Here is a 23691-nt window from a genome sequence, read left to right as displayed (position 1 = left end):
TCCCCAGCGATGCCGGAACAGAAGATGCCCAAGGACAGTTCGGCCGCGCAACCTGCTCCCGAAAATCAGAGTTCCCCGGCGGTGAACGTGTTCGCCGTGCACGGCGTGGAGCCGGAGGTGCAGGCGTACGCGATGGCGAAGTACTCGCGCTCGGCGCTCTCGATGAAGGAGTCGCTGAAGGAGATCAGCGAGCAGAAGGCGGAGCAGTTCCTCAACACCTTCTACTTCCAGTACGGCCACCGGTCGATCGCGGACCTGGCGCACATCGCGTTCGCCATCGAGCGGTTGTCGATCCTGGCGGCGATCGAGCTGGTGGACGAGCAGCGCTGGGACGGGCAGGAGCGCTCGACGCGCTACCAGAACTTCAAGAAGTCCGGGTACTACACGGCGGAGTTCGGCGCCGACGAGGCCGCGCGCCAGCTCTACCGCGAGACCGCGGACTTCCTGTTCGCGGAGTACACAGCGATCTCCGACGAGGTGTTCTTCGCGCTGGTGGCGCGGACGCCGCGCCCGCCGGAGATGGAGCAGGCGGCCTACGACCGGACGCTGAAGGCGCGGGCGTTCGACGTCTCGCGGTACCTGCTGCCGCTGGCGACCAACACCTCGCTGGGGCAGATCGTGAACGCCAGGACGCTGGAGACGCAGATCTCGCGCCTGCTCTCGCACACGCACGGCGAGATCCGGCAGCTGGGCGAGCTGCTGCGCGAGGCGGCGCGCACGCCGGCGTACAACGTGAACCACGAGACGTGGAAGAAGCTGATCGCGGAGATCCGCGCGGTGAACGAAGGGCTGGCGCAGCGCGCGGAGGGCGAGCTGCTGAAGCCGGTGAAGGTGGCGCCGACGCTGGTGAAGTACACCAACCCGCAGCAGTACGAGATCGAGACGCGCAAGGAAATGGCGCAGGCGGCGGCAGAGCTGATGCGCGACAAGGGCGGAAGTCCGCCGGCGATCGAGAAGGCGCCGATGGTGGACCTGCTCGACGACGAACCGCTCGAGGTGGAGCTAGCGACCACGCTGCTCTATGGCGCGTGTCATTACCCGTACCGGCAGATCCGCGAGCAGGTGATGGGGCATCCGGCGGAATTCTGGCGGGAGATCATCACGCTCGGGACGCGGCATCGCGGGAAGCACGACGAGCTGCTGCGGCCGTTCTCGGCGGGGCAGGCGTTCCGGTTCGACATCCTGATGGACATCGGCGGATTCCGCGACATGCACCGGCACCGGCGGTGCGTGCAGATCGAGCAGGGGTTCACGACCGAGCACGGGTTCGACCTGCCGCCGGACATCGTGAGCTCGGGACTGCAGCCCCGCTATGGCGCGGCGATGAAGCGCGCGGCGGAGACGGTGGCGAAGCTCAGCGCGCGGCAGGCGCCGGAGGCGGCGGAGAGCGCGCAGTACCTGATCCCGCTGGGCTATCGCAAGCGCACGCTGTTCAAGATGGATCTTGCCGAGGCGCTGTACATCGCGGAGCTGCGGACGACGCCGGCAGGGCACTGGTCGTACCGCGAGGTGGCCTACGCGATGTACGAGCAGGTGGCCAAGCGGTACCCGAGCCTGGGGAAGCTGTTCCGGGTGCACGACGTGCGGGAACCGGTGGACTTATTAAGGCGCTAGGCGCCTCGTTCGTTTTTTATTCGCCTTTGGACGGGACTTGGGCTAGACTGCATCCTGTCCCGATTCCCGGACAAGATGCGGAAAGTCACGGCGGCAAGGCGTGCGGTAAGGTAGTACAGGAAGCGCCCCAGCGACAGCGATCCTAAGGAGTCATGTATGGCAGATGAGCGCGGCAAAGCGATCGACCTGGCACTCTCGCAGATCGAGAAGCAGTTCGGCAAAGGGTCGATCATGCGGCTGGGAAGCAAAGAGGCCATCGTCCCGATCGCGGTGATCTCTACCGGGTCGATCTCGTGCGACGCGGCGCTGGGCGTGGGCGGGGTGCCGCGCGGGCGCGTGGTCGAGGTGTTCGGGCCGGAATCGAGCGGCAAGACGACGGTGTCGCTGCAGATCATCGCCGAGGCGCAGAAGGCCGGAGGCATGGCGGCGTTCGTGGACGCGGAGCACGCGCTCGATCCGGCGTATGCCAGGAAGCTGGGCGTGGACACCGACAACCTGCTGGTGTCGCAGCCGGATTACGGCGAGCAGGCGCTGGAGATCACCGAGGCGCTGGTGCGCTCGGGGGCGATCGACGTGCTGGTGGTGGACTCGGTGGCGGCGCTGGTGCCGAAGGCGGAACTGGACGGCGAGATGGGCGACAGCCACGTGGGACTTCAGGCCCGGCTGATGTCGCAGGCGCTGCGGAAACTGACGGGGACGGTGTCGAAGTCGCGGACGTGCCTGATCTTCATCAACCAGATCCGGGAGAAGATCGGCGTGATGTTCGGGAACCCGGAGACGACGACGGGCGGGCGCGCGCTGAAGTTCTACTCGTCGGTGCGGCTGGACATCCGGCGCATCGCGGCCATCAAGGATGGCGACGCGGTGGTGGGGTCGCGCACGCGCATCAAGGTGGTGAAGAACAAGGTGGCGGCGCCGTTCCGCGAGGCGGAGTTCGACGTGATGTACGGCGAGGGCATCTCGCGCGAGGGCGACGTGCTCGACCTCGGCGTGCTGCACGAGATCGTGGAGAAGTCGGGCGCGTGGTTCAGCTACAAGGGCGAGCGCATCGGGCAGGGCCGCGAGAACACCAAGCAGTTCCTGAAGGACAACAAGGACATCATGGCGAAGCTGGAGGCCGACGTGCGGAAGAAGCTGGGCATCGCGTCGCCGTCGGCGCCGGCGCCCGCCCCGGCGCCGGAGCCGGCCAAGCACGAGGCGAAGTCGGCGGTGGCAAGACGGTAAGACCGTAACCGCAGAGGCACGTGGAGGAACGCGGAGCAGAAGAGCCCACGGGGAACCGTGGGCTTGGTTTTGCGCCGGCGAGTCGCCGGCGCCTCCCGTGTGTTATTGATTGCTCCTCCACAGCGAATCACCCTACAATCGCGGTGACTTCGAGCTCCCCTGAGGCAGATTGAAGAAAGTCATCGCCATCTATCCGGGCACGTTCGACCCGCTGACGAACGGGCACCTGGACCTGATCGAGCGCGGGAGCAAGATCTTCGACGAGCTGATCGTCGCCATCCTCAAGAACCCCGAAAAGGATCCACTGTTCACCGTCAACGAGCGCAAGGAAGTGCTGTTGCGCATGACGAAGCGCTATGCGAACGTGCGCATCGACACGTTCGACGGGCTGCTGGTGGACTACGCGGCGGAAAAGGGCGCGGGGGCGGTGCTGCGCGGCATCCGCGCCATCAGCGACTACGAGTACGAGCTGCAGATGGCGTTGATGAACCGCAAGCTGAATCCGAAGATCGAGACAGTATTCATGATGCCGGCCGAGGCCTACAGCTACCTGAGCTCGCGGCTGGTGAAGGAGATCTACCAGCTGGGCGGGTCGATCCGCGGGCTGGTGCCGGAGTTGGTGGAGCAGCGCCTGAAACGCAAGATCAAACCAGTGAGGCGGAGATGACAGCAGTGGCGACGCAGACGGAAAAGAAGCAGCTGACCGACCGCATCAACCGGATCGAGATCTCGGCGACGCTGGCGGTGGTGAACGAAGCGGAGAAACTGCGCGCGGGCGGCGCCGACCTGGTGGACTTCGGGGCGGGCGAGCCGCATTTCCCGACGCCGCTGCACATCAAGCAGGCGGCGATCGAGGCCATCCAGGCGAACTACACGCGCTACACCGCGGTGGCGGGGTCGGCGGAGCTGCGCGACGCGATCGTGAAGCGGCACTCGCTCGACTTCGGCTCGCACTACCAGCGCGAGGAGTGCATCGCGTCGGTGGGCGGGAAGCACGCGCTCTTCAACGCCATCCAGGTGCTGGTGGACCACGGCGACGAGGTCATCGTGCCGGTGCCGTACTGGGTCTCGTTCAAGGACATCATCCAGTACGCGGGCGGCAAGCCGGTCTACGTGGAGTGCGACGAGGCGCAGGGCTTCCGGCTGACGGCCGCGATGATCGCGAAGGCCGTCACGCCGCGGACGAAGGCCATCATCCTGAACTCACCCTCGAACCCGTCGGGCGCGGTGATGAGCGCGGCCGACCAGGACGAGATCGCGAAGATGGCGCACGAGCACGGCATCTACCTGGTGTCGGACGAGTGCTACGTCTACCTGAACTACGCGGGGAAGGCGACGTCGGTGGCCGAGCGCACGGACTACCGGGACCGGATCGTGGTGATCGGGTCGCTGTCGAAGACGTACGCGATGACGGGCTGGCGGCTGGGCTACGCGCTGGCGCCGGAGCCGATCGTGAAGGCGATGCAGAAGCTGCAGAGCCAGTCGACCTCGAACCCGACCTCGATCGTGCAGAAGGCGGCGCTGGCGGCCCTGACCATGCACCAGGACTGCATCGACGACATGCGCGCGGAGTACATCGAGCTGCGCGACCGCGTGGTCGCGGGGCTGAACGCCATCCCGGGAGTGAAGTGCGTGAAGCCGCAGGGGGCGTTCTACGTCTACCCGAACATCGGGGCGCACGTCGGGAAGGGCGGGACGAAGTCGGCGTCGGACATCGCGGCGCGTCTGCTGCGCGAGGCCGGGGTGGTCACGGTGCCGGGCGAGGGCTTCGGGACCAGGGAGCACATCCGCATCTCGTACGCGACCAAGGCGAGCGAGATCGACCGCGGCCTGGAGCGGATGAAGAAGTTCTTCGCGGCGCTGTAGGCGTCGATTTCTGGCAACTGGCCGCTACAATAGCTTCTCTAAGCTAAGCAGCCCGCCGCGGCGGGCTCGGCCTGACGTCTGTTCTCGCTGCTTTGCGCGGCCCCTTTCGCGTTTCCATGGCAGAACTCTATCCATTGCTATTGCTGCCGGAGTTCCACGAGCGCCCGTGGGGCGCGCGGGATCTGTCGCCCATCTATGACAAGAAGGCCGAAGGGCAGCCGATCGGTGAGGCGTGGTTGACGGGCGACGCCTGCAAGGTGGCGAACGGCCCGCTGCGCGGCCGGACGCTGGGCGAGCTGGCGAAGGAGTTTGGCGGGGCGCTGACGGGCGAGGCAGCGCCGGATGCGAAGCGCTTCCCGCTGCTGATCAAGTTCCTGTTTCCGCGTGAGAAGCTTTCGGTGCAGGTGCATCCGGACGACGAAGGCGCGAAGCGCATCGGGCAGGCGTGCGGCAAGACGGAGTGCTGGTACGTGCTCGCCGCCGAGCCAGGCGCGCAGGTCGGACTGGGACTGAAGCCGGGCACGACCAAGCAAGAACTGCGGCGCGCCATCGCGGAGACGCGCGCCGAGAGCCTGCTGAACTGGATCGACCTGGCGGCCGGCGACATGATCTACGTGGATGCGGGGACGGTGCACGCCATCGGGCCGGGGTCGATCCTGGTGGAGACGCAGCAGAACTCCGACACGACCTACCGGCTGTACGACTACGGTCGTCCACGGCCGCTGCACGTCGAGGAAGGCCTGGCGGCGACGAAAGAGAAGACGCATGCGGGCAAGGTGCGGCGTCGAGGAGAGACGGCCCTGCTGATCAGCTCGCCGTGTTTCCGCATCGAGCGCCGGAAGCTTGACCGGGGCGATAGCTGGACGCCGGCGGGTGGGCGAGGCGAGTCGCCGACGATCGTCGTCGCGCTGAACGGCGGCGCGCGGCTGGAAGCGCCCGGGCATGAGCCGATCACGTTCGCGCGCGGCCAGGCGGTGGTGGTGCCGGCGAGCGTGCGCGAGTTCAGCGTGCATCCGCAATGGCAGGCCGAGTTCCTGACGATGGCGCTGCCGGCGGGGAGGGCCGAACATCCGGAGACCCATGTAGAAGACGTGCGGGCGGTGACGCGCGGATGAAGGCGAGCTTCCATCCCGTCATCCTGGCCGGAGGGCGCGGCACGCGGTTCTGGCCGCGCTCGCGCAAGAAGCTCGCCAAGCAGGTGCTGGCGCTGGACGGCGAGCGGACGATGATCCAGCAGACGGTGGCGCGGCTGGAGCCGCTCGCGTCGAAGGACCGCTTCTGGGTGATCACGAACGGCGACTTGAGCGAGGTGATCGCGAAGCAGCTCGGCGGTCTGCGGCGCGAGCAGATCATCGCGGAGCCGGCGCAGCGCAACACGGCGCCGGCGATCGGGCTGGCGGCGTTCATCCTGGAGAAGCTAGAGCCGCGCGCGGTGCTCGGGATGTTTCCGGCGGACCACGTGATCGAGGACGAGAAGCGCTTCCGCAAGACGGTGGAGAAGGCGGCGGAGTTGGCGGCGGCCGGCGACAACATCGTGGTGATGGGGATCAAGCCGACGCGTCCGGAGACGGGCTACGGGTACATCGAAGCCGGGGAGAAGCACAAAGGCGTGCTGCGCGTGCGGCGCTTCACGGAGAAGCCGGCGCTGGAGAAGGCAGAAGAGTTCCTGGCGGCGGGGAATTACTTCTGGAACTCGGGGATGTTCGTGTGGGGCGCGCGGACGCTGGCGAACGCGCTGCGCGAGCACCTGTCGGAATCGGCGCCCTACCTGGAGGAGATCGCGCGGGCGTGGGGGACGAAGAGGTTCGAGGGCGCGTTCCGGAAGCTGTATCCGAAGTGCGAGAACATCAGCGTGGACTACGCGGTGCTGGAGCCGCGGTCGGCGAAGGGCGAGCACTCGTCGCACCTGTACTGCATCCCGGCGGAGTTCGGGTGGAACGACCTGGGGTCGTGGGCGGCGCTGTACGAGCACCACGCGCGCAACGGCAAGGGCGGGAACGTGATCGAGGCGAAGAGCGGGCTGGCGCTGGACGCCAACGGCAACTACATCTACGCGCCGACGAAGTTCGTGGCGGCGGTGGGCGTGAACGACGTCGTGGTGGTGGAGACCGAGGACGCGCTGCTGGTGACGACGCGGGAGCGGTCGCAGGACGTCGGGAAACTGGTGAAGGAGTTGGAGCAGAAGAAGCTGGACAGGCTGCTGTGAGCTGCGAGTTGTTTTGTGAGGCGTTAGTGGCCGGGCCGTCGGACGCTAACAACTAACAACTCAGAACTCGCAACTACGCAAACATGACAGTACCAATCAAGTTCGGGACCGACGGGTGGCGCGGGCAGATCGCCGACGACTTCACGTTCGACAACGTGCGGCGGGTGGCGGCGGCGATGGCGGCGTACGTCCACCGGAATGAAGATCCCAAGCAGGGGCTGATCGTCGGCTACGACACGCGGTTCGCGTCGAAGCGCGCGGCGGAACTGGCGGCGGAGACGATCGCGGCGACGGGGATCGCGGTGCGCCTGGCACGCGACGCGACGCCGACGCCGGCGATCTCGTACGCGGTGAAGCATACCAAGGCCGCGGGCGGCGTGGTCATCACGTCGAGCCACAATCCGTGGTCGTGGAACGGCGTGAAGTACAAGGCGGGCTATGGCGGGTCGGCGACGCCGGCCATCATGGCGAAGATCGCCGCGCTCCTGCCGGAGCAGCCTCCGGCCCAGGGTCTACCTTCGAAGAAAGGCGGCTCAGTCACCGTCACGGACTTCAAGCAGCCGTATGTCGAGGCGATCACGAAGTTCGCGGATCTCGGGCTGATCCAGCGCGCGGGCTACAAGATCGCGATCGACTGCATGTACGGAGCGGGGCGCGGCGTGCTGGCGGGGATCTTCCGCGAGCACGGCATCGCGCACGAAGAGATACGCGGGGAATTGAACCCGCTGTTCCCGGGGATCAATCCGGAGCCGATCGAGCCGCACGTGCGCGCGCTGCAGGAGAAGGTGGTTGCGGGCGGCTTCCACGCGGGGTTCGCGACCGACGGCGACGCCGACCGCATCGGGGCGGTGGCGGAGGACGGCAGCTTCGTGGACGCGCACAAGTGCTTCGCCGTCCTGCTGAAGTGGCTGCTCGATCACAAGAAGTGGCCAGGGGCGGTGACGCGCGCGTTCAACACCACCGGCATGCTGGACCGGATCGCGAAGAAGTACGGGCGCGAGTTGATCGAGCACGGCATCGGGTTCAAGTACGTGTGCGACGTGGTGCTGAGCGGCAAAGAGGTGCTGGTGGGCGGCGAGGAGTCGGGCGGCATCGGGATCCCGCGGCACCTGCCGGAGCGCGACGGGGTGCTGAACTCGCTGCTGCTGGCGAACGCGATGGCGTCGTACGGGCGGACGCTGGGGGAGCTGGTCGCGGACCTGCAGAAGGAATTTGGGCCGCACTACTACGGGCGGCGCGACCTGCATCTCGCGGAGGACGTGAAGCAAGCGGCGATCCGGCGCGCGAAGGACGGGATCGGCGCGGTGGGACGCTACCGCGTGACGCGCACGGAAGACATGGACGGCTACAAGCTGTTCCTGGACGCGCCGGTGCGCGACGGCGGCGCGGAAGCGTGGGTGCTGCTGCGGGCGTCGGGCACGGAGCCGCTGCTGCGCGTGTATTCGGAGGCGTCGTCGCCGGAGCTGGTGCACGAGATCCTGGCTGAGGCGGAAGCGCTGGTGACGGAGCAGGCGGCGCGGGTGGCGTGAGCGCAGCCCGTCGCGGGAATGCATGGGTTCCTCAGCCGGCTGACGCCGGCCGCAAAATGACATTCGTATCGCACGACAAGGAATGGTCGGCCTGCGCTGCTTTTCGATCTGCGCTTGCTGCTTTTCAATCTGCAATCAACCATCCGCAATCTACAATGCCTTCTGCATGGCTCTCCCTGTGCAACAGGCCCCGCCACCTGACACGCCGGAGGCCCGGGAGTACAACCGCGTCCAGCGCTGGCTGAGCGTGGGCGACGTCGCGCTCGGGTTCCTGTTCCTGGTGGCGCTGCTGGCCTTCCACTGGACCAACCGCCTGCGCGACTGGGCGGTGCAGGTCACCGGCGACCACTACGCGCTGGCGCTGCTGGTGTACGTGCTGTTCCTCACGCTGCTGACCAAGCTGATCGGGCTGCCGCTGGACTACTACGGTTTTCGCCTGGAGCACCGCTACAACCTCTCGAACGAAAAGACAGGCGCGTGGGCGTGGGACCAGGTGAAGGAGTGGCTGGTCGGCCTGGTGCTGGGCGTGATCGTGCTGGAGATGATCTACTTCACGATCCGGCAGGCGCCCGACCTGTGGTGGCTGGCCGCGTGGGCGGTGGCGATCGTGCTGTTCGTGGTGTTCGCGCAGCTCGCGCCCGTCATCCTGCTGCCGCTGTTCTACAAGTTCGTGCCGCTGGAGAACGAGGCGCTGAAGACGCGGCTGGTGCGGCTGAGCGAACGGGCCGGGACGCGCGTGCGGGGCGTCTACGAGTGGAAGCTCTCGGAGAAGAGCAAGAAGGCGAACGCCGCGCTGACCGGGCTGGGCGCGACGCGGCGCATCATCCTGGCGGACACGCTGTTGGGCAACTACAACGACGACGAGATCGAGGCGGTGCTGGCGCACGAACTGGGCCACCACGTCCACAAGCACATCTTCAAGAGCATCGTGATGCAGGCGGGGATCTCGCTGCTGGGTTTCTGGGCGGCGAACCAGGCGCTGCAGTACGTGATCGAAGGGCGCCACTGGTTCGAACTGCAGGGCCTGGCAGATTTCGCGGGCATCCCGCTGTTGCTGCTGGTGTCGAGCGTGCTTTCGCTCGTGCTGCTGCCGGTGATGAACGCGTACTCGCGGTACAACGAGCGCCAGGCGGACCGCTATTGCTGGGCGAACATCGCCAGCGTGGGGCCGTTCGTGACGGCGATGAACAAGCTGGCAGGGCAGAACCTGGCGGAGCGGAATCCGTCGCGCATCGTGGAGATCCTGTTCCACTCGCACCCGCCGGTGGCGCGGCGCATCAGCGCCGCGGAGGCGTGGGCGGCGAAGCGCGCCTGAGCTACCGCGCCGGCGCGGGCCCACGCAGGACTCCCTTCAACGACGCAGCACGGACTCGACGCGCTGGAGGTCCTCTTCGGTATCGACGCCGACTGTGTCGAAGGGGACCTGGGCGACGTGGATGGCGATGCCATTCTCGAGGAAGCGGAGCTGCTCGAGCCGCTCGGCGCGTTCGAGAGCGGATTCCGGAAGCGCGCAGAAGCGGTCCAGCGCGGGCTTGCGATAGGCGTAGAAGCCGAGGTGCTTGGCGTAGCGGATGCCGCCCTTCTGGTCGCGGTCCAAGGGGATGGTGGCGCGGGAGAAATAGAGCGCGCGGCCGGAGAGGTCGGCGACGACCTTGACGGCGTTGGGATTGGCGACGTCGTGGGCGGGGCAGGGAGTGCTGACGGTGGCGACCTCGACGTGCGGCTCGCGCATGAGGTCGAGCATGGCCTGGATGTGCTCGGGGCGGGCGAGCGGCTCGTCGCCCTGGACGTTGACGTAGACGTCGGCGGCGACTTGCTGCGCGACCTCGCGCACGCGATCGGTGCCGCTGCGGCAGTCGGGCGAGGTCATGCGGGCGTTCCAGCCATGCTGGCGGCAGACGGCGAGGATCTCGTCGGAATCGGTCGCGACGATGACGTCAGCCAGCTCGGAGCAGCGCCGCGCGGCCTCGTACACGTGGCCGACCATGGGCTTTCCGGCAAGCTCGCGCAGCGCCTTGCGTGCGAGGCGCGTCGACCCGAGGCGCGCCGGGATGATGGCGACAGCTTTCATCGTCTTATGCAAACCCGGGGCATTCTAAAGGATGGGGAGTCGAGAGCGGCGGTGCTACGTGCCAAAGCGCTCCTGGGCGCGCGCCCGGGCCTTCGCGGCCTCCTCCTCGCGGTTCTTGGGTGGCGCTGAAGTTTCGAGCGAACGCAGCAGCCGGCTGGAGATGGCGGCGATCTCATCGATGGCGGACTCAAACGCGGCTTCGTTGGCCTTGGACGGCTTGTTGAATCCGGTGATCTTCCTGACGAATTGCAGCGCAGCCGCGCGGACCTCGTCTTCCGTCACAGGAGGCTCGAAGTTGAACAGGGTCTTGATGTTTCTGCACATAGCCTGCTCAGGGTAACAAAAGCCGGGGACCCGGGAAGCGGAATGCAGCGGAGAAAACTGGTGGCGGCGGTTGGACTCGAACCAACGACCTAGGGATTATGAGACCCTCGCTCTAACCACCTGAGCTACACCGCCACTCATCTTGTCGGGTGAAAACCCTCAAGGCAGGACGCCTCGCCGCGGCGAGCCGTGCGTGAGGTGGCTCACGCGATATCCATTGTAAGAGGCAGCTCTGGAGGCGGTCAAACCTGGCGCGCCTGGCGGGGGAGCGCCGCCGGGGCATCCATGAGTTCCGGTTTCCAGAACAGCGCAGGAGAAACTTCTACTCTGCTGCCAAGCCGTTGTAGGATGCCAGCCACCCAGGACCCTTTTGGAAGGTATTAGATGGAAAATACTCTGCGTCCTCTGAGCACCGGTGAGCTGTTCGATTCGACGTTCACGCTCTATCGGAAGCATTTCGCGCTGTTCTTCGGTGTCGCGGCGCTGCCGTATCTGCTGATCCTGCTGTTCCAGCTTGGGGTACTGTCGCTGACGATGCTGTCGCTCGGCACGGCCGGCATCGTGATCACCGCGGTCAGCGGGCTGCTGTTCCTGGTGGTCTACCTGGTGAGCATCGCATTCACGCAAGGCGCGAGCTTCTTCGCGGTGTCGGCGGTGCACTTGAACGAGCCGATCACGATCGCCGAGGCTTTCGGGCGGATGAAAAGCCACATCGGCGAGGTCATCGGGACGATGATGCTGGTCGGCCTGCTCACGTTCCTGGGAATGCTGGCGCTCATCGTTCCGGGGATCATCGTGGCGCTGGGAGCGGCGCTGGCGGTCCCAGCGGCATTGTTCGAACAGCTCAACCCCTGGGATGCGTTTCAGCGGAGCATGAAGCTCACCAAGGGACACCGCGGGACGGTCTTCCTCGTCTACCTGCTGATGTGGGCGATCAAGTTCGGCATGGGGCTGTTGCTGGGCGTCGTGCTGGTGCTCATGGGAGGGATCAAGGGTCCCGGGGCCCTCACGGTCGGGATCCAGGTGGTGCAGAACGTGCTCGATTTCGGGCTCAATGCGCTTACCGCGCCCATCGTCAGCATCTCGATGACGCTGCTGTATTACGACCTGCGAGTGCGCAAGGAAGCGTTCGACCTGCAGCACATGATGAACGTGCTCGCGACCAGGCAGCCGGCGATGCAGGCGGCGCAAGCGGCGGGTTCGGCCGGCAACTCGTAGGCGACATGGCTCGCCTGCGCATCCTGGCGGCGGTGGCGCTATGTTGCGGCTGCCTGGGCCTGGCTACGCCGGTCCATGGCCAGGCGATGGCAGACCGCATAGACCTGCCTACGTTCCAGGAACGTGTGCGCGAGCTGCGCGGCGCGATCGAGCAGCTGCCTGCCGACGCGGCCTCCGTCGACCGACTGAATGAGACGATCCCGCCGGCCGTGGTCGTCGCGGCGCCGACCGGCGAGGAGTACCGATTCTCATTCGCCGCGGTCAAGGAAGCGCTGGCCCGTCTGGAAGAGGATGACCCGCAGCGCACCCAGGAACTGGCGCGGCTGAGCGGCGAACTCGCTCGCCTCGAGCAGCGATTGGCGGCCTACCAAGCAGCCGAGGACACCGCTACGCCCAGGACTCGGCTGGGATCGATCCTCAACCGGCGCGAGTTCGCCAACGTCCGAGGCCAGTCGTGGACGGAGCACCTGCGGGAGGAAGTGGTCCGCTGGCTCCTGAAGATGGTGCAGCGGCTCCTGCCGCACATCGGTTCCATGCCGGACCTGGGGCGCGCGCTGGTCATCCTCGCGATGGTGCTGGCGCTGGCCGTGCTGGCGTACTGGAGCTATCGGCTGATCTCGCGGATCCCGGCAGAGGGAGGATTCTCGCTGGACGGCGGAGAAGCGGCGCCTTCGAGCAAGCACTGGCGAACGTGGCTGGCGGAGGCGAATACGGCGGCGGCCGCGGGACAATGGCGCGAGGCGACCCGGCTGGCGTACTGGGCGGCGATCTCGCGGCTGGAGAGCGCGGGGGCGTGGCGGCCTGACCGGGCTCGGACGCCGCGCGAGTATCTGCAACTGCTCGGGGCGGAGCGCCCGGAACAGGGAGCGCTGCGCGAGATCACGCGGCGCTTCGAGCTGGCGTGGTACGCGCAGCTGCCGGTCACGCGCGAGGAGTTCGCCGCGGCGCTGGAGAACACGGAGCAGCTCGGATGCCGATGACGGGCACGCCCTCCGACCGCAAGCTGCTGCTGGGCGGCGCCGTGGCCGCGGCGGTGCTTTCGCTCATCGCGGTGCTGGCGGGCGCGACCCGGCAGCAGGACAGCGCGTGGCCCTCGTCGTACGCGGCGGGGCGCGGCGGAGCCAAGGCTTCCTACCTGCTGCTCGAGGAGCTGGGATACCAGGTCGAGCGCGCCGATGCCTCACCCACCGAGTTAGCGCGGATAGCGTTGCCGGCGACGTACATCCTGGCGCAGCCGCTGACGGCGGCGAGCGAGGAGGAGCGGCGGGCCATCAAGGAGTTCCTGACGCGCGGCGGGCGGGTGCTGGCCATCGGTCCGCAGGCAGCCTGGACGGTGGGCGCATCGCGCGCGCGCTTTGGGATGCCGCACGTGGTGTGGAAGACCTATCCGCGCGTGACCGCGAGTGAGCTGACGCGCGACGCAGCGGCCATCAGCACGGCGGCGGAATCGTACTGGGAGCCGCACGCCGAAGACGGGACGGTGGTGCACTACTCCGCGGACGGCGAAGACGTGGTGGTCTCGTACCCGGTCGGGAGCGGCGAGGTGATCTGGTGGGCGGGGGCGACGCCGCTCACCAATAACGGGATCCAGGAGCGCGGCAACCTCTACCTGTTCCTCAACAGCGTGGGACCGAAGCAGGGGCGCCGCGTTCTCTGGGATGAGTACTATCACGGTGAAGCGCGGACGGCGCTGGATTCGCTGTGGTCGAGTCCACTGAAGTGGGGCCTGCTGCAGCTGGGGTTGGTGAGCGGCTTCGTCCTGCTGACGTATTCGCGCCGGCTGGGACCGACATTCGTGCGGCACAGCCAGACGCGGCTGAGCCCACTGGAATTCACAGACGCGCTCGCACACCTGTATCGCCGGGCTCACGCCGCGAACGTGAGCGTGGAGGTGGCATACGAGCGCTTCCGGCACGCGGCGACGCGGCGACTGGGCCTGCCGCACTCGGCGACCGCGGCGCAGATCAGCGACGCCTTCGAGGCGCAGTACGGCGCGGCGGGCGCGCGCGACACGATCCGCCACGCCGAGGCGCTGCGCTTCGATCCGGGAGCCAGCGAGCTGGAAGCGATCGAGGTGGTGCGCGCGCTCCATCGGTATACGATGCAAGTCACGAACGTCCACATCCGGACGGAGGGGAAGCAGTGATGCAAGCAGGCACGGCAAGCGCCATCGACCATGGAAGGACGGAACTCAACAAGATCCTGCTGGGGCAGGCCGGGGTAGTGGACCAGTGCCTGCTGGCGCTGCTGTGCCGCGGGCACGTGCTGCTGGAGGGCGTCCCCGGGATCGGGAAGACGCTGCTCGGCAAGCTGGTGGGGCACCTGGTGGGTCTCAAGTTCCAGCGCGTGCAATGCACCTCGGACCTGATGCCGGCGGACATCAGCGGCGGCAACATCCTGAACGCCGCGACGAGCAAGTTCGAACTGCACCGCGGCCCGGTCTTCACCGACCTGCTGCTGGTGGACGAGATCAACCGCATGCCACCGCGGACGCAGGCGGCGCTGCTGGAGGCGATGGAGGAGCGGCAGGTCACCATCGACGGCATCCGGCATTCGCTGGCGCGCGACTTCACGGTATTCGCCACGCAGAATCCGGTGGAATTCGAAGGGACGTATCCGCTGCCGGAGGCGCAGCTCGACCGCTTCCTGCTGAAGGTGAAGATGGGCTACCCGTCGGCGAATGACGAGGTCGAGGTGCTGGCCAGTCATCATCGCGGATTCGACGCGCACGACCTCTCCACGCTCGACCTGAAGCCGTTGCCCGCGGGGTGGCTGGAGGAGGCGCGGGACAAGGCGGCGCACATCACCATCCAGCCGGAGCTGCTGCGGTACGTGAGCAACATCGTGCGCAAGACGCGCGAGTGGCCGGCGCTGATGCTGGGGGCGAGTCCGCGCGCGGGAGTGGCATTGATGCAGGTCGCGAAGGCAAAGGCGGTGCTCGACGGCCGCGATTACCTGATCCCCGACGACGTGAAGAGCGTGGTGGCGCCGACGCTGCGGCATCGCGTCCGGTTGCGGCCCGAGGCCGAGCTCGAGGGGTTCAGCAGCGACGACATCCTCACGCAGTTGGTGGGCTCGGTCGAGGTGCCGCGCTAGATGGCCGACTTGCTCATGCCGCCGCCAGCGACCGCGGCCGCGGCGCCGGTGAAGCGCGGCTTCGCGATGGGAAGGCGCGGCTTCCTGCTGCTGGGGCTGGGACTGGTCTGGGTGGCGCCGATGTTCTGGCAGCCGCTGTTCCTTCTCGGAATGTTCGCGTGGGACGCGCTGGTGCTGGTGGCGTGGCTGGTTGACCTGGCGCGGCTGCGCCGCGGCCTGCATTTGACGGTGCAGCGCCGATTCCAGGGCCCGCTGGCTCTGTGGCAGCCCTCCGCAGTCGAGATCGTGCTTGCCAACCGGGGCAGCATGGCGTACTGGGCGAGGGTCGCGGACGCGGTGCCGGCAACGCTGTGCCAGGAGCCCAGCGAGCAAACGATCGTGGTGCCCGGCGCGGGCGAGAGCTCGGTGCGGTACTCGGTGCTGCCGCAGCGCCGGGGCGACGTGGTGTTCGGCAGCATGCACCTGCGGCTGCAAAGCGCCGCTGGCATCGCGGAGTTGTGGGTGGAAGCGCCGGCGCGAGCGCCGGCGCGCGGGTATCCGAATCTGCAGGACCGGGAGAGCCAGGCGCTGTATCTCACGCGCAGCCGCATGATCGAGCAGCAACGCCGGCTGGCGCAGCAGCGCGGCCTGGGGCGCGAGTTCGAGAGCTTGCGCGAATTCCAGGAGGGCGATGAGTGGCGGGACATCTGCTGGACCGCGACGGCGCGGCGCGGCAAGCTGGTGACGCGGCACTACCAGACCGAGCGCAGCCAGTCGGTGTGGCTGGTGGTCGACTGCGGACGCCTGATGCGGGCGCGCGACGGCAACCTCAGCAAACTGGACTACGCGGTGAACACGGCGCTGGCGGCGGCGCAGCTGGCGCTGCACTCCGGAGACCGCGTGGGGTTGCTGGCGTACGGCCGAAAAGTGCGTACGCGGCTGCTGCCCAACCATGGCGCCCAACAATTGCGACTGCTGATCGAACAACTGGCGCAAGTGCAAGAGGAGACGTCGGAAGCCGACCACCTGCGCACTGCGGCGTTGCTCATGCGGATGCAGACGCGACGCAGCCTGATCATCTGGCTGACCGATTTTCCGGAAACGGCGCGGACGCCGGACGTGGTCGAGGCGGTGTCGCAACTGGCGCGGCGACACCTGGTGATGTTCGCCGTCATCGGGCAGGCCGACCTGCGAAGCATCAGCTCACAACCGCCCGCGTCGCAGGACGTGGCCGGGCTGTACCGCTTCACCGCGGCCGCGGAGACGGAGCACCGCCGTGTCGTGACGATGGCGCGGCTGCGCGAGCAGGGCGTGCTGCCCTACGAGGTGGAGGCCGCCCACCTCACTCCCACCGTCCTGAACAGTTATCTCGAGATCAAAGACCGGGATCGGCTGTAGCCGGGCGCCGGCCGCTGAAGAGATAGGTGAGCAAGACGGCGAGCAGGGAGGCAGCCAGCGGATAGCGCGCGACCGCAGGCAGTTCGACAGGGGAGACGAAGCCCTCCAGGATGCCGGCAACGACCAGCAATGGGATGATGCCGGCGACGAGCTTCACCGCCTCGGCGCCCGCCGAGGCGAGCGCCTGCTTGCGCGCGAGCCGCCCCGGGAACAGGAGGCCGCGACCGAGCAGCAGGCCGGCGCCCGCGGCGATCCAGATGGCGGGCAGTTCGAGCACGCCGTGCAGCGCCACGAAAGCCCACAGCTTGTCGCTCATCCCTGTCATCCAGCAAGCGGCGGCGATGGCGCCCATGAGGAGGCCGTTGGTGGCCATCATGTAGAGCGGTCCCAGCCCGAACAGCACCCCGGATGCAAAAGCCACGAAGGAGACGGAGAGGTTGTTGGTCATGATCGCGCTCGAGGCAGCCGGCTTCATGGTAAGGATGGAGTGGGTCCACATCTCGCGGCGGTCGATGGTCTGGACCATGTGGGGGCCGAGCAGGCGCAGCTTGAAGTCGGGATCGTAGAGCGTGAGCAGGAAGCCGGCGAACGCGGCGGCGAAGAACAGCGCGGTGGCGAACAGGACGTAGTTGAGATTGCGGCGGAAGGCGGCCGGGAAATCTTCGCGATAGAAGCGGAAGAGGCCGCGAAATCCGGTCGTGCGCCTGCCGGTGTAGATGATATTGTGTGCCTGCCCGAGCAGGCGATTGAGATAGCGTGCGTAGTTTTGCGCTCCCGGATCGTTCCGGACGACGGACAGATCGGCAGCGGTCTGGCGGTAGAGCAGGGCAAGTTCACGGAGTTCGGCGCGGTTGAGGCGCGCGACGCCGGACTTGCCGGTGCGAGTGAGGAGCGCCTCCAGGGCGTCCCACTGCGGTTTGCGCTTCTCCAGCCAGTACGTGGAGATCATCGGATGGAACCGATCGAGAAGCTTACCATCGATACCCCCGAGCAGGTGGCGCTGGAATTCCCGCTGGCGGGAGTGGGCAGCCGCTTCCTGGCGTTCGCCATCGACACGCTGCTGCAGGCGGTCATCGTCATCGGGGTCTTCTTCGTCGGCCTGATCGCGCTGCCGGGCTTTTCGTTGTTCGGCAGCATGGGACCATCCTGGGGTCTGGCGATCGGGATCGTGATCTGGTTCGTGCTCTATTGGGCCTACTTCGCGGGTTTCGAGGCGCTCTGGAAGGGGCAGACGCCCGGGAAGCGCGAGTTGCGGCTGCGCGTGATCAAGGACACCGGCGCCAGCATCACGGCACAGGACGCGATGGCGCGGAACCTGCTGCGCGCGGTGGATTCGTTGCCCGGCTTTTACGGCGTCGGGCTGGTGGTGATGTTCCTGAGCAGCCAGAACAAGCGGCTCGGCGACTATGTCGCGGGCACGGTGGTGGTGCACGAGCGTCCTCCGGAAAGCGAGAAGGTGTACTGGAACACGCAGGAGACGCAGGACACTCAGCAATATCCGGTGGCCAAGCTCGTTCCAGAGCAGATCGCGATGTCGGAGAACTTTCTGGCGCGGCGGCTGGACCTGGATTCCGAGCTGCGCTATCGCCTGGCCCGGGAACTCGCCGACCACCTGGCCATGAGCCTGCAATTGCGTCCGGAAGAGCGGCCCAGGGACGAGGAGCTGATCGAGACGGTGGTCCGCCAGTACCGGAGATCGGCGAGCTTCCACTCGTAGGCTGCACCAGAGAAGGTGCTTTTCGCCGGTGTCGCCGGCACCTACAATCGGAGCGTCCCCAGCCGCCCGGCCCCGCCCACACTTGTGAGAAGCCGCGTCTTCCTGAAACTCGCGCTCGCCTTCCTGGCCGTGCTGGCCGTGGCCACGCTCACGCTCGACGTCATGATTCGGAGCGCGTGGGAAAAGTCGCTGCTGCGGGACCTGGAGGCGTCGCTCACCGAGAAGGCGGAACTGTTCGCGCAGGAGGTGGACACGCCCGGCGCGGCGCCGCAGGCGATCGCGAACCGCGTGGCGCAGGCGGCGCACGCGCGCGCCACGGCGATCGAGCGCAGCGGGAAGGTGCTGGCCGACACGGAAGCGGATCCGGACCGGATGGAGAACCATGCGACGCGGCCGGAGTTCGTGGCCGCGCTGGCGGGCAAGCCGGGCAGCAACGTGCGGCGCAGCCACACGGTCGGAGTGGAGTTCCTGTACGTGGCGGTGCCGAGCGCTAACGGCGCAGTGCGGCTGGCGTACCCGATCACTTCGATCCAGCAACGCGTGGCGGAGATTCGCCGGCAATTGCTGCTGGCGAGCACGCTGGCGATGGCGTTGGCAATGGTGCTGGCGGCATGGCTGGCGCATTCGACGGCGACCCGGCTGAAAACGATCGCCAGGTTCGCGCAGCGCGTGGCGCACGGCGACCTGGCGGCGCGCATCGAGGAGCGCTCCAACGATGAGATCGGGCAATTGGCGGGTGCGCTGGACGAGACCGCACGGCACCTGGAACAGGATTTCGCCGCCATCGAGAAGGGCCGGACGCAGATGGAGGCGTTGCTGAACAGCATCCAGGACGGCGTGCTGGCGGTCGCGGCGGACGGCCGGGTGCAATGGGCGAATGGCGCGATGGCTCGCCTGCTAGGGCAGCCAGCAAAAGTGAACGAGCCGGCGGTGGCGACGGTCCGCGACCCCGACCTGCTGGGGTTGCTGGAAGCATGCATGGAAAAGCGCGAGGTGCGCAGCGGGACGGCCACGGTCGTCCCGGGACGCAGCTTCGCGGTGACGGCGGCGCCGATCGCCGAGGGCGGCGCGGTGCTGGTGCTGCACGACGTCACGGAGATCGAGCGCGTGGACCGCACGCGGCGGGATTTCATCGCCAACGTGTCGCACGAGCTGCGCACACCGCTGACCTCGATCCAGGGCTATGCTGAGACGCTGCTGGAAAAGGCCCCGGCAGAGCCCGCTCACGCGCGCGAGTTCCTGAGTATCGTGCTGGAGAACGCGCGGCGCATGACGACCCTGACCGAGGATCTGCTGACGCTGGCGCGGGTGGAGTCGGGCGAGCAGCCGCTCAAGCTGGGGCCGGTGCCCGCGAGCGAGCTGCTGCGGAACGCGCTGGCCAGTTTCCAGCCGGAGGCACAAGCGAAGGGGCTGCAGCTCGCGATCGAAGCGGAACTCCCGGATGCGGTCCGGGTGGATCGCGACGCCGTGTACCACGTGTTCTCGAACCTGGTGGAGAACGCGGTCAAGTACGCGGGCTCGGGCAGCCGGATCCTGCTGGGTGCGCGAAAGGGCGACCGAGGCGTAGAGTTCTACGTTCGCGACTTCGGCCCGGGAATCGCCTACGAGCACCTGCCGCGGTTGTTCGAGCGCTTCTATCGGGTGGACAAGGCGCGGTCGCGCGAGACCGGAGGCACCGGGCTCGGGCTGGCGATCGTGAAACACATCGTGCTCAACCACGGCGGCAGCGTGCGGGTGGAGAGCGAATTGAACCACGGATCCACGTTCTACTTCCTGCTTCCGCATGCAGGCGAAAGAGACGGACATGGCAAACCGAAAGGCTGAGCTGCCGGTGCTGGAGCGGGTGCGCGCGAGCCTGGACGCGGTCGCGCGCGCGGCAGACCCCAAGGCGGTGCACTTCTTCCGAACCAGCTGCCGGCGGCTGGAAGCGTATGCCGAGCTAGCGGAAGGGGAAGGAGCGCGCGCCCTGCGCAAGCTGGGGAAGCGGCTGGAGCGCGCGCGCAAGCGGGCGGGACGGGTACGCGACCTCGACGTGCAGCTCGATCTGCTGCGCGAACTGGAGACGGAGCGCGAGCGGGAGGAGCGCCGGGTGCTGCTGGCGGACATGGAGGAAGCGCGGGCACGGGCGGCGCGGAAGCTGGCGAAAGAGCTCGACCCCGAGACCGTGACGGCGTTGCGGGCGCGGATCGCGCGGGCGCGGCGGGTGGAGCGCGGCGCGCCCTCGAGCGCGACGGGCGCGCGGGTGCGCGCGTGGGAGAGCGCGGTCGAGCGCCTGACCGCGCTGGCGGACGAGTTTCCGAAGGTGAAGGTCAAGGACCTGCACGAGCTGCGGCTGGCGTGCAAGGCGATCCGGTACACGGCGGAGCAGGCGCTGCCGCGGGCCGAGGCGCGCGCGCTGATCGAGCGGATGAAGCAGGTGCAGGATGCGATCGGGCTGTGGCACGACTGGCTCGTCTTGCACGAACGGGCGAGCGAGGTGCTGCCGGCCGACAGCCGGCTGACCAACATCCTGCGAAGCCACGAGCGAACCGCGCGCGCGGCGGCGCTGAAGGAGTCGCGCGCGGTGGTGCGGCCGCACATCCGGGTGGAGGCGCCGCCGGGCCTGCCCACGAGCGCGAAGCGGCCGGAGTCGGTGGCGAGCGGAAAACCAGACGTCGCGAGCGCATCCTAACCACTCATGCCGATCTTCGCGGCCATCGACATCGGAGCGAACTCGGTCCGGCTGAAGATCGCGCGGCTGGTGCGCGGGCGGCGGCTGGAGGTCGTGCACGAAGACCGCGAGGTCACGCGGCTGGGCGCTTCCGTCTTCCGGTCGGGGCAGCTCGCGCCCGAAGCGATGGCGCACACCGTCGAAGTCCTGCAGCGCTTCTATAAAGCCACGCAACGATACGGCACGGACGCGGTGCGTCTGGTGGCAACCAGCGCGCTGCGCGACGCGCGCAACGCCCACGCCTTCACCGAGTGGGTGAAGGCCGCGACTGGCTGGAAGGTCGAAGTGATCACCGGCCTGGAAGAAGGCCGGCTGATCCACCTGGGGATCGTGTCGAACACGCGGCTGGCCTCGGGCCGGATGCTGCTGGTGGACCTGGGGGGCGGAAGCTGTGAGCTGACGCTCTCGGCGGGCGGGCACATCAAGCAGATGGCGAGCCTGCCGCTGGGCGCGGTGCGGCTGACGGGCGACTTCCTGCAACACGATCCGCCGAAGAAGAAAGAGCTGCGGCGGCTGCGCGAGTTCATCGCGGAGGAGCTCTCGCGGCTGGGCAGCAAGCTGGAGCCGATGCGCGGGCGCGCGATGATCGGGACGTCGGGGACGGCGGCGGCGCTGGCGGGGGCGGCCAAGGTGAAGCTCGGCCGGGGACTGGTGAGCGAAGGCGTGACGCGAGCGACGACCGTGAAGCTGGCCAAGCGGCTGGCGCAGATGTCGCGCCAGGAGCGCGCGGCGCTGCCGGGGATCGGGCCGCGCCGGTCGGAGATCATCGTGGCGGGAGCGGCGGTGTTCGCCACGCTGATGGAGACGGCCAGGCTGGCTGGCTTCCGCTATTCGCCGCTCGGCTTGCGCGACGGGCTGCTGGCGCAGATGGCGGCGGACTACGACCGGCGCACGCCGCTGCGGCGGCGCATCGAGGCGGACCGGCGGGACGCGCTGCTCAGCATGGCGCGGCACTACGACGTGGACCTGGGATTCGCCGAGCACGTGCGGGAGCTCGCGCTGCAGCTGTTCGGCGAGCTGAAGCGGCTGCATGGACTGAGCCCGGAATACGCGGAGTGGCTGGGCGCGGCCGCGATGCTGCACGAGGTGGGCGCGTTCATCAATCGCAGCGGACGGCGGCGGCACACGCATTACATCGTGGCGCACTCGGACATCTTCGGCTACTCGGTGCGGGAGCGGCAGGTGATCGCGGCGATCACGCGGTACCTGGGGAAGTCGCGGCCCTCGGGGGACGACGCGCTGATGAAGCGGTTCGCGCCGGCGGAGCGGAACGCGATCCGGCGGGCGGTGGTGCTGCTGCGGCTGGCGCGGGCGCTCAACCATGGGCGCCGCGGCGCCGTCCGGCGAGTGCGCGCAGGCGTGCGGGGCGGCGAGGTCAGGCTGCGGGTCGGCACCAAGCGCGGCGGCGCGGACCTGGAGATGTGGGCGCTGGCGAAGGAGCGCGCCTACTTCCGCGAGGTCTTCGGGCGCGACTTGCGCGCGGAAGAGGCGTAAAGCGCGCGCGCGATCTTCGGGGTGATGCACCAGTGGAGCACGGCGCTCTTGCTGTCGACCTCGACGCGGGCGACCGCGCCCTTCTTCAGGTCGACGGCTTCGTCGGCGCCGCGGCGGCTGATGGCGAGGCTCAAGAACTCGCTCAAGCTGGGGTTGTGGCCCACCACCATGACGGCGTCCTGCTTGTGGTGCCGGGCGAGCAGCTGGCGGAAATCGTTGTAGTCGGCTTCGGGACGCAGCGCGTTGTCGAACTGCAGCTTGCCGTCGTAACCCAGCTCATTGCCGACGAAGGACGCGGTCTGGGAAGCGCGCTTCAGCGGGCTGGAGAGGAGGGCGTCGACCTGGACGTCGAGGGCGGCGAGCACGCGGCCGATGTAGCGGCACTGCTCGACTCCTTCCTTGTCGAGCGCGCGGCGCTCATCCTTCTTGGGGTCGGAGAGGCTCTCGCCGGCGCTGGCGTGGCGGAGAAAGTAGACGATCATGGCGGTTTAGATGGCCTCGACGGTGGGAGCGGACTTGCGCGCCACCTTGTCTTCGAAGACGCTCTTGCCCTCCGCGAGGCCGATGAGGAAGTCCTGCGCGTTGAAGGCCGGCGAGGAGCGGCGCGCGCCGGCGTGGCGCGGGGCGCGGCCGACGCGATGATAGCGGCCGTCGGAGCGCAGGACGCGGGCCTTCTCGGTGTCGGCGAGGTAGATATCCAGCACCTCCTGGCGCAAGCGCTGGCGGAGCAGCGGGTCGCGGACCGGGAACATCAGTTCGACGCGCTCGTAGAGGTTGCGCGGCATCCAGTCGGCGCTGGAGAGGAACACCTCCTCGTCGCCGGCGTTGGCGAAGTAGAAGACGCGACTGTGCTCGAGGAAGCGGCCGACGATGCTGCGCACGCGGATGTGGTCGCTGACGCCCCGCACGCCGGGCCGCAGCGCGCACATGCCGCGCACGATGAGGTCGATCTCCACGCCGGCTTGCGAGGCGCGGTAGAGCGCGCGGATGACGTCGGTGTCGATGAGCGAGTTCATCTTGGCGATGATGCGCGCCGGCTTGCCGGCCGAGGCGTGCTCGGTCTCGCGCTCGATGAGGCGAAGCGTGCCTTCCGCGAGATTGAGCGGCGCGACCAGCAGGCCGTCGTAGTCGCCGCGCTCGGAGTAGGCGGTGAGGAAGTTGAAGACGGAGTGCACGGCCTGGGTCACGACGGAGTCGGCCGTCATCATGCTCATGTCGGTGTAGAGGCGCGCGGTCGTGGGATTG

Annotated in this window: 22 protein-coding genes and 1 tRNA gene; 17 read left to right on the top strand and 6 right to left on the bottom strand. The window is 67.9% G+C overall.

What is annotated here, in order from left to right:
• Positions 1-9 precede the first annotated feature (9 nt).
• The 8 genes from VLA96_01675 to VLA96_01640 all read left to right on the top strand — a co-directional run bounded on the left by VLA96_01675 (position 10) and on the right by VLA96_01640 (position 9754).
• A complete protein-coding gene (locus tag VLA96_01675) occupies positions 10-1614 on the top strand; it encodes an FAD-dependent thymidylate synthase (GenBank protein ID HSE47895.1) in 1605 nt (534 codons plus the stop codon).
• Between the two features lie 156 nt (positions 1615-1770).
• Positions 1771-2838: a recombinase RecA gene (gene recA, locus VLA96_01670; GenBank protein ID HSE47894.1), complete on the top strand. Its 1068-nt coding sequence runs from the start codon at positions 1771-1773 to the stop codon at positions 2836-2838.
• A 169-nt stretch (positions 2839-3007) separates the two neighbouring features.
• Complete coding sequence (coaD, locus tag VLA96_01665; protein HSE47893.1) at positions 3008-3505, top strand: pantetheine-phosphate adenylyltransferase; 498 nt, start codon at positions 3008-3010, stop codon at positions 3503-3505.
• On the top strand, positions 3502-4704 hold the full coding sequence (locus VLA96_01660) for a pyridoxal phosphate-dependent aminotransferase (protein ID HSE47892.1): 1203 nt from the start codon (positions 3502-3504) through the stop codon (positions 4702-4704). Before coaD ends, VLA96_01660 begins: the two co-directional genes overlap by 4 nt.
• A 116-nt stretch (positions 4705-4820) precedes the next feature.
• Positions 4821-5819: a type I phosphomannose isomerase catalytic subunit gene (locus VLA96_01655; GenBank protein HSE47891.1), complete on the top strand. Its 999-nt coding sequence runs from the start codon at positions 4821-4823 to the stop codon at positions 5817-5819.
• The gene (locus tag VLA96_01650; GenBank protein HSE47890.1) at positions 5816-6910 is read left to right on the top strand and encodes a mannose-1-phosphate guanylyltransferase; all 1095 of its coding nucleotides are present in this window, start codon (positions 5816-5818) and stop codon (positions 6908-6910) included. Before VLA96_01655 ends, VLA96_01650 begins: the two co-directional genes overlap by 4 nt.
• An 83-nt stretch (positions 6911-6993) precedes the next feature.
• Entirely contained in the window at positions 6994-8439 is a 1446-nt protein-coding gene (locus tag VLA96_01645) for a phosphoglucomutase/phosphomannomutase family protein (GenBank protein HSE47889.1), read from the top strand.
• A gap of 166 nt (positions 8440-8605) precedes the next feature.
• Complete coding sequence (locus tag VLA96_01640) at positions 8606-9754, top strand: M48 family metallopeptidase (GenBank protein ID HSE47888.1); 1149 nt, start codon at positions 8606-8608, stop codon at positions 9752-9754.
• A 36-nt stretch (positions 9755-9790) separates the two neighbouring features.
• On the opposite strand, the gene kdsB is transcribed toward VLA96_01640, so the two are convergent.
• The 3 genes from kdsB to VLA96_01625 form a co-directional block, all read right to left on the bottom strand.
• A complete protein-coding gene (gene kdsB / locus VLA96_01635; GenBank protein HSE47887.1) occupies positions 9791-10522 on the bottom strand; it encodes a 3-deoxy-manno-octulosonate cytidylyltransferase in 732 nt (243 codons plus the stop codon).
• Positions 10523-10564: 42 nt separating this feature from the next.
• Complete coding sequence (locus VLA96_01630; protein HSE47886.1) at positions 10565-10834, bottom strand: DUF2277 domain-containing protein; 270 nt, start codon at positions 10832-10834, stop codon at positions 10565-10567.
• A 58-nt stretch (positions 10835-10892) separates the two neighbouring features.
• Positions 10893-10969, bottom strand: a tRNA-Met gene (locus VLA96_01625).
• A 249-nt stretch (positions 10970-11218) separates the two neighbouring features.
• Here VLA96_01625 and VLA96_01620 point away from each other — a divergent pair.
• The 5 genes from VLA96_01620 to VLA96_01600 are packed head-to-tail and all read left to right on the top strand — an operon-like array spanning position 11219 to position 16525.
• The gene (locus VLA96_01620) at positions 11219-12052 is read left to right on the top strand and encodes a hypothetical protein (GenBank protein ID HSE47885.1); all 834 of its coding nucleotides are present in this window, start codon (positions 11219-11221) and stop codon (positions 12050-12052) included.
• A 5-nt stretch (positions 12053-12057) separates the two neighbouring features.
• On the top strand, positions 12058-13032 hold the full coding sequence (locus tag VLA96_01615) for a DUF4129 domain-containing protein (protein ID HSE47884.1): 975 nt from the start codon (positions 12058-12060) through the stop codon (positions 13030-13032).
• A complete protein-coding gene (locus VLA96_01610; GenBank protein ID HSE47883.1) occupies positions 13023-14198 on the top strand; it encodes a DUF4350 domain-containing protein in 1176 nt (391 codons plus the stop codon). Before VLA96_01615 ends, VLA96_01610 begins: the two co-directional genes overlap by 10 nt.
• The gene (locus tag VLA96_01605; protein HSE47882.1) at positions 14198-15148 is read left to right on the top strand and encodes a MoxR family ATPase; all 951 of its coding nucleotides are present in this window, start codon (positions 14198-14200) and stop codon (positions 15146-15148) included. The genes VLA96_01610 and VLA96_01605 overlap by 1 nt, the downstream gene beginning before the upstream one ends.
• On the top strand, positions 15149-16525 hold the full coding sequence (locus VLA96_01600) for a DUF58 domain-containing protein (protein HSE47881.1): 1377 nt from the start codon (positions 15149-15151) through the stop codon (positions 16523-16525). It abuts the gene before it with no gap.
• Here VLA96_01600 and VLA96_01595 read toward each other — a convergent pair.
• A complete protein-coding gene (locus VLA96_01595; GenBank protein HSE47880.1) occupies positions 16503-17474 on the bottom strand; it encodes a stage II sporulation protein M in 972 nt (323 codons plus the stop codon). The genes VLA96_01600 and VLA96_01595 overlap by 23 nt on opposite strands.
• 3 nt (positions 17475-17477) lie before the next feature.
• On the opposite strand from VLA96_01595, the gene VLA96_01590 reads away from it, so the two are divergent.
• From VLA96_01590 to VLA96_01575, 4 genes are all read left to right on the top strand, one after another.
• On the top strand, positions 17478-18242 hold the full coding sequence (locus VLA96_01590) for an RDD family protein (GenBank protein HSE47879.1): 765 nt from the start codon (positions 17478-17480) through the stop codon (positions 18240-18242).
• A gap of 84 nt (positions 18243-18326) precedes the next feature.
• Positions 18327-20066 (top strand): ATP-binding protein, encoded by a 1740-nt coding sequence (locus tag VLA96_01585; GenBank protein HSE47878.1) that lies wholly within the window; start codon positions 18327-18329, stop codon positions 20064-20066.
• Positions 20047-20913 carry a CHAD domain-containing protein gene (locus VLA96_01580; GenBank protein HSE47877.1) on the top strand — a complete coding sequence of 289 codons (867 nt, stop codon included), beginning with the start codon at positions 20047-20049 and terminating at the stop codon, positions 20911-20913. The genes VLA96_01585 and VLA96_01580 overlap by 20 nt, the downstream gene beginning before the upstream one ends.
• Before the next feature lie 6 nt (positions 20914-20919).
• Positions 20920-22446: a Ppx/GppA phosphatase family protein gene (locus VLA96_01575; protein HSE47876.1), complete on the top strand. Its 1527-nt coding sequence runs from the start codon at positions 20920-20922 to the stop codon at positions 22444-22446.
• Here VLA96_01575 and sixA read toward each other — a convergent pair.
• Entirely contained in the window at positions 22398-22928 is a 531-nt protein-coding gene (sixA, locus tag VLA96_01570) for a phosphohistidine phosphatase SixA (GenBank protein HSE47875.1), read from the bottom strand. The genes VLA96_01575 and sixA overlap by 49 nt on opposite strands.
• Before the next feature lie 6 nt (positions 22929-22934).
• Positions 22935-23691 (bottom strand): hypothetical protein (locus tag VLA96_01565; protein ID HSE47874.1); only part of this gene is annotated, 757 nt, incomplete at its 5' end.

Source organism: Terriglobales bacterium, from assembly GCA_035457425.1.
In the GTDB taxonomy this organism is placed as follows: domain Bacteria; phylum Acidobacteriota; class Terriglobia; order Terriglobales; family Acidobacteriaceae; genus JACPNR01.
The sequence above is the reverse complement of the archived record's forward strand: the minus strand, read 5'-3'. Positions and strand labels throughout refer to the sequence as shown.